The sequence below is a fragment of the Parasphingopyxis sp. genome (assembly GCF_052168275.1).
GTDB lineage: Bacteria > Pseudomonadota > Alphaproteobacteria > Sphingomonadales > Sphingomonadaceae > Parasphingopyxis.
In genome coordinates, this window is sequence record NZ_JBQLZM010000085.1 from 1 (window position 1) to 5,010 (window position 5,010).

Annotated in this window: 7 protein-coding genes; 3 read left to right on the forward strand and 4 right to left on the reverse strand. The window is 65.1% G+C overall.

The genetic code is table 11. From position 1 onward, the window contains the following. Both ACTS1X_RS07660 and ACTS1X_RS07665 read right to left on the reverse strand, forming a co-directional pair. Window positions 1–860 (reverse strand): HD domain-containing protein (locus tag ACTS1X_RS07660; protein WP_442613795.1); only part of this gene is annotated, 860 nt, incomplete at its 3' end. A gap of 166 nt (window positions 861–1,026) precedes the next feature. Continuing rightward, window positions 1,027–1,335, reverse strand: a complete 309-nt coding sequence (locus tag ACTS1X_RS07665) for a CC_3452 family protein (protein ID WP_442613796.1) — start codon at window positions 1,333–1,335, stop codon at window positions 1,027–1,029. A gap of 237 nt (window positions 1,336–1,572) precedes the next feature. On the opposite strand from ACTS1X_RS07665, the gene ACTS1X_RS07670 reads away from it, so the two are divergent. Then, window positions 1,573–2,052 carry a winged helix-turn-helix transcriptional regulator gene (locus tag ACTS1X_RS07670; RefSeq protein ID WP_442613797.1) on the forward strand — a complete coding sequence of 160 codons (480 nt, stop codon included), beginning with the start codon at window positions 1,573–1,575 and terminating at the stop codon, window positions 2,050–2,052. 79 nt (window positions 2,053–2,131) lie between these two features. Here ACTS1X_RS07670 and rpoZ read toward each other — a convergent pair whose 3' ends face one another. After that, window positions 2,132–2,476 (reverse strand): DNA-directed RNA polymerase subunit omega, encoded by a 345-nt coding sequence (gene rpoZ / locus ACTS1X_RS07675; protein WP_442613798.1) that lies wholly within the window; start codon window positions 2,474–2,476, stop codon window positions 2,132–2,134. A gap of 115 nt (window positions 2,477–2,591) precedes the next feature. Between rpoZ and ACTS1X_RS07680 the strand changes: the two genes are divergently transcribed. Further along, window positions 2,592–3,755 carry a phospholipase D-like domain-containing protein gene (locus ACTS1X_RS07680; RefSeq protein ID WP_442613799.1) on the forward strand — a complete coding sequence of 388 codons (1,164 nt, stop codon included), beginning with the start codon at window positions 2,592–2,594 and terminating at the stop codon, window positions 3,753–3,755. A gap of 6 nt (window positions 3,756–3,761) precedes the next feature. On the opposite strand, the gene ACTS1X_RS07685 is transcribed toward ACTS1X_RS07680, so the two are convergent. Further along, the gene (locus ACTS1X_RS07685; protein ID WP_442613800.1) at window positions 3,762–4,406 is read right to left on the reverse strand and encodes a class I SAM-dependent methyltransferase; all 645 of its coding nucleotides are present in this window, start codon (window positions 4,404–4,406) and stop codon (window positions 3,762–3,764) included. 139 nt (window positions 4,407–4,545) lie between these two features. On the opposite strand from ACTS1X_RS07685, the gene ACTS1X_RS07690 reads away from it, so the two are divergent. Continuing rightward, window positions 4,546–5,010, forward strand: a 465-nt coding sequence (locus ACTS1X_RS07690; RefSeq protein ID WP_442613801.1) for an MFS transporter, incomplete at its 3' end; no start/stop codon positions are given.

Below are 5,010 nucleotides of genomic sequence, written 5' to 3' on the forward strand. Positions count from 1 at the left end.
TGCCATTTTTCGTGCAGGATGCCGAGCGCCTGGTAGCAGGCCGCGACATCGGGCACGATCGCGCGGAACGCCATCACGTCGGTCAGCGTCTCGAACGACACGTGCCGCTCGGCCATTTTCCGCCAGATCGAATAGGGGTGCTTCTCGCGGCCCGTGACCTCGGCGTCGACGCCGTGGCTGCCGAGCACGATCTTCAGCTCCTCTGCGATCCGCTCGATCGTCGCCGCGCCTTCGCCCTCGCGCAGCCGGTCGAGCCGGGTCGAGATCGATTCATAGGCGTCGGGCTCGAGCTGCCGGAAGGCGAGCGTCTGCATCTCCTTCATGAACTCGTACATGCCGATCCGCTCGGCGAGCGGCGCGTAGATGTCCATCGTCTCGCGCGCGATGCGGCGCCGCTTCTCGTCATTCTCGATGAAGTGGAGCGTGCGCATGTTATGCAGCCGGTCCGCGAGCTTGACGAGCAGCACCCGGATATCGCCCGACATGGCGAGCAGGAACTTGCGCAGGTTTTCGGCCGCCCGCTCGGTGTCGGACTGCGCCTCGATCGTCGAGAGCTTGGTCACGCCATCGACGAGCCGCGCGACATTCTCCCCGAACAGATTCTCGATCTCTCCCTGGGTGGCGACCGTGTCCTCGATCGTGTCGTGCAGGATCGCGGTCGCGATCGTCTCGTCGTCGAGGCGCAGGTCGGTCAGGATGCCGGCGACTTCGATCGGGTGGCTGAAATAGGGATCGCCCGAGGCGCGCTTCTGCGTGCCGTGCGCGTTGACCGAAAAGACATAGGCGCGGTTGATCAGCGCCTCGTCGGCGCCCGGGTCGTAGCTCTTGACCCGTTCGATCAGTTCATATTGCCTCAGCACCCGACCAAGATGGCCGGGTACTGAAATAATGCAACCATATAAGGGACAGGGCCCGGTGATCGCCCCGCCGTTCCTTTCGACAGAAGTTGCGCGAAAAGCGACACCCGACCCTCGCTCGGAGGGCCGGGTGCCGGTGTATCGCAACCATATTAGTGGTTGGTCGGATCTAGCCGGCGGCTTCGTTGCAGCGGGCCAAGTCCTCTTCGGCCATCGCTTCGCTGTCGATCGAGAAGGAGACGACGGTGCCGAGTTCGCGGACCAGCGCGTGGCAGACATTGGCCGGGCGGCTGCGGGCGCGGTCGGTCGCGCATTCGGCGCCATCGCAGACCCAGGGGGCGTTGCGGATGACGTGCACCCGTTCATCGGTCGCTTCGGCGAGCGTCGCGCGATAGACGGTGCCGGCCTGGGCGCCGGTCGCGGTGAACAGGAAGGCGACGGTGATCAGGGAGAGAACGAGGGAGAGAGTGCGTTGCATGATGATGGTCTTTCCTGGGGATGGAGGGGAGACGGTGGTGCCTAGACGGCCGTGGCCGCGATCAGCACCGAGGTGGTTACGAACGAGAGCAGGGCGCTGAGGAACTGTTGCATGATTCGGGTCCTTGGCTTTAAGTTGCGAATCACTACCTAATCGATTCGGTTTTAAGTTGCAACTAAAAACTTTTTGGTGCACATATTTTGCGAATCCACGCTTTTGGAGTAGGCTGACCGCATAATGGGCAAATTAACCGAACCACTGGGCGATATCGGCGACGACGAATGCGGCCTTCCCTGCGCGCTGCAGGCGATGGGCGAGCGATGGTCATTTATGATCCTGCGCGCCGCTTTCAATGGCCTCAAGCATTTCGAGGAAATGCAGTCCAATCTCGGCATCGCGCGCAACATCCTCGCCAACCGCCTGGGCCGGCTCGTCGAGAGCGAGATACTCGAGCGCCAGCCCTGTCCGGACGATCGGCGCAAGATCGAATACAAGCTGACCAAGAAGGGCGAATCCCTGCTGCCGGCGATGATCGCGCTCCGCCAATGGGGCGAGCAATGGGGCACCGGGGTGCCCTCCAATCCGGTCCTGTGCGACGAGCGCGACCGCCAGCCCGTCCAGCAGATCCGCGTCCATGCGCATGACGGCCGGCCGCTCGACTGGCACGATCTGCTCTGGGTCGACCAGAGCGAGGTGGTCGCCCAGGCCGCCGAATAGCCCGCAGTTCCACGGCGGACAGAAAAAAGGGCCCGGTGCGATGCACGGGCCCTTTTTCGTTCAGCGGCGGAGCGCGGGTCTAGCCGTCGTAATCGGCCGCGACGTTCGTGTTGCGCGGCGGCGCGGAGGCCGTCAGGCGCAGCGCCTCGGCGGACTGGGACAGCGAGCCGACCTCGTCCGGCGCTTCCTCGTCGTCGATCTGGACCCGCTGCAGGCTCTGCACGAGCGCTTCCTCGAGATGCTTGGGCTTGACCGTCTGTTCGGCGATCTCGCGCAGCGCAACGACCGGGTTCTTGTCCCGGTCGCGATCGAGCGTCAGCTCGGCGCCGCCCGAAATCTGGCGCGCACGCTGGGCGGCGAGCAGGACGAGATCGAAACGGTTGGGGACTTTGTCGACGCAATCTTCGACGGTAACGCGCGCCATGGCAGGTTCCAATGTTCAGCAAAACGGGAAAGGCGGCGAAATAGGCGCAAGGGCCCGGATTGTCAAGAAATCCCCGGCTTGCCGGACCGGGGCATTGCAGCCTAGAGCGGGCCCCATGGCGGATATCGAACGGCCCGATTACACGCTGCCCGACATTGACGGGCACAGTTTCGCCCTGTTGCCCGACGGGCCCGAGCGGCTCGACGCGCTGCTCGCGCTGATCGACAATGCGCGGCACAGCATCAAGCTGCTGTTCTACATCTTTCTCGAAGACCCGGTTTCGACGCGCGTGCGCGACGCGCTCGTGGCGGCCCAGCGGCGCGGCGTCCGGGTCGCCCTGCTCGTCGACGGTTTCGGAAGCGCCAAGGCCAGCGACGCGTTTTTCGCGCCGCTCGCCGACAGCGATTGCATATTCTGCCGCTACGAACCCAAGCGCAGCCGCCGCTATCTGCTGCGCAATCACCAGAAGATGGCGATCGCCGACCGGCGCAAGGCGCTGGTCGGCGGCTTCAATGTCGAACAGGATTATTTCGCGCCCGCCGGCACCGAAGGCTGGCGCGACCTAGGGCTTGCGGTCGAAGGCCCGGCGGCCGCCCGCCTGGCCGCCTATTTCGACGAGATCGTCGCCTGGTCGGGCGATTCCCGGTCCGAGATGGAGGATCTGCGCGCGATCTTGCTGCGCCATCACCAGCAGGACGGCGATGTCCGGCTGCTGTTCGGCGGCCCGACGCGCGAGCTGAGCCCCTGGGCGCAGACGCTGCGCAACGATCTCAACGGGGCGACCCATATCGACATCATCGCCGCCTATTTCGCCCCCTATGCGCCGCTGCTCCGCCCGATCCGGAAAGCCGCGCGGCGCGGCCGGGCGCGGCTGATCACCGCGGCGAAATCGGACAACACCGTCACCATCGCCGCCGCGCGCAACCGCTATCGCTACCTGCTGCCCGAGGTCGAGATATACGAATATCGGCCGATGATGCTGCACACGAAGCTCTATGTGATTGACGATGTCGTCTATATCGGCTCGGCCAATTTCGACGTCCGCAGCCTCTATCTCAATCTCGAGGTCATGCTGCGCATCCGCGATGCGGCGTTCGCCGATTCGCTGCGCGGCTTCGTCGATCACGAGATCGGCGACAGTCTCCGCATCACGCCGGACGATTATGAACGCAGCCAGACGCCGTGGACGCGGTTCAAGGGCCGGCTGTCCTATTTCCTGATGTCGGTGCTCGACTACAATGTGACCCGGCGGCTGAACTTCGGCCTCGACGGCCAGTAGCGCCGCTCAGGCCTCGTTCTTCCAGCCCCAGAACAGGACGGCGGGCGGGATGTTCCACCATTCGCGATCCTTGTCGATCCGGTCGAAATTGGGCTCGATATAGTCGCGGCACTTGGGCGAGAACTGATAGACGAGGAACGCCCCGCCCGGACGGACCACGCGGCCCGTGGCCCTGCCGATCTCCTCGCCGACGCCGTCGGGCAGGGTGGAGAAGGGAAGCCCCGACACCACATAATCGGCCTTGTCGAAGCCCTTGTCGGCGACGATCGTTTCGACGTCGGCCGCCGAGCCGTGGACGACGTGGAAACGCGGATCATGGATGTCGCGCCGGAGATAGTCGACGAAGTCGGGATTGGTATCGATCGCGATCAGCGTCGCATCGGGCGCGAGCCGGTCCAGGATCGGCCGGCAGAAGGTGCCGACGCCCGGGCCGTATTCGACGAACAGTTTGGTATTCTCCCAGTCGACCGGCGCGAGCATCTTGTCGATCAGCCGTTTCGACGACGGGATCACGGAGCCGACCATCACCGGGTGCTTGAGGAACCCCTTGAAGAACAGGCCGAGCGGCCCCGGGCCGCCCGATGCGGTCTTGCGCTTGGCGGCACTGGAAAGGATTTCGGTCATTCGTTTCGCATGGTCCGGGGCTGTCATGCGCACGCGTTCGCAAATGCCCGGGAAAATGGCAAGCGATTGCTGACTATCGCCCGCTAGTGGTTGCCGTTAAGGGAAACCCCATGCGCACCGAGCCTCCTCCCGATTTCGCGGCGCCGTCGCGGCGGTCGCGGGCCTGATGGCCGGGGCGCCCGCAGTCCAGATCCGGCGCGACCGGTTCGCGGTGCTCTTCCTCGTCATGCTGACCGCCGCGGCCGGCAATACGGCGATGCAATCGGTCATGCCGACGATCGGCCGCGCGCTCGACATTCCCGATTTCTGGGTGTCGCTCGCCTATACCTGGTCGGCCCTGCTCTGGGTGCTGCTGGCGCCGCACTGGGCGCGCCAGTCGGACCGGCGCGGGCGCAAGCCGCTGATGCTGCTCGGCACGCTGGGTTTCATCTCGTCGATGGCGATCTGCGGGCTGATCCTGTGGCTGGGGCTGATCGGCTGGCTGCTGCCGGCGACGACCTTCATCATCTTCGCGCTCGCGCGCAGCCTCTATGGCGGTTTCGGTTCGGCGGCCCCGCCCGCCGTCCAGGCCTATGTCGCCGCGCGCACCGATCGCGAGAACCGCACCGCGGCGCTGTCGATCATCGCCTCG